This is a genomic window from Mycobacterium arosiense ATCC BAA-1401 = DSM 45069 (genome assembly GCF_002086125.1).
Lineage (GTDB): Bacteria > Actinomycetota > Actinomycetes > Mycobacteriales > Mycobacteriaceae > Mycobacterium > Mycobacterium arosiense.
The window spans coordinates 1-258 of the sequence record NZ_MVHG01000337.1; the positions used below are offsets into that span (position 1 = coordinate 1).

Sequence of the window (258 nt, forward strand, 5' to 3'; positions counted from 1 at the left end):
GCTGGAGCACCGCCTGGCGCACTACGCGCACCTGTCGCTGTATGCCTTGATGCTGGTGATGCCGCTCACCGGCTACGTCGGCACCCGCCTGCCCACCGACTTCGGCCTGTTCGTGGTACCCAGCTTCAAGGACACCGCGCTGTTCGCCTGGATTTCGCAAACCTGGAACCTGAGCTGGGAGGCATTCGAGAAGCCCTTCGACGCCGTTCACCGCGTGGTCGGCCTGTGGCTGAGCACCTCGGTGGTGCTGCTCCATGC

General features: G+C 65.1%; 1 protein-coding gene. It reads left to right on the forward strand.

What is annotated here, in order from left to right; genetic code table 11:
* A partial coding sequence (locus BST14_RS32110; protein WP_211280859.1) for a cytochrome b/b6 domain-containing protein occupies positions 1 to 258 on the forward strand: 258 nt, incomplete at both ends.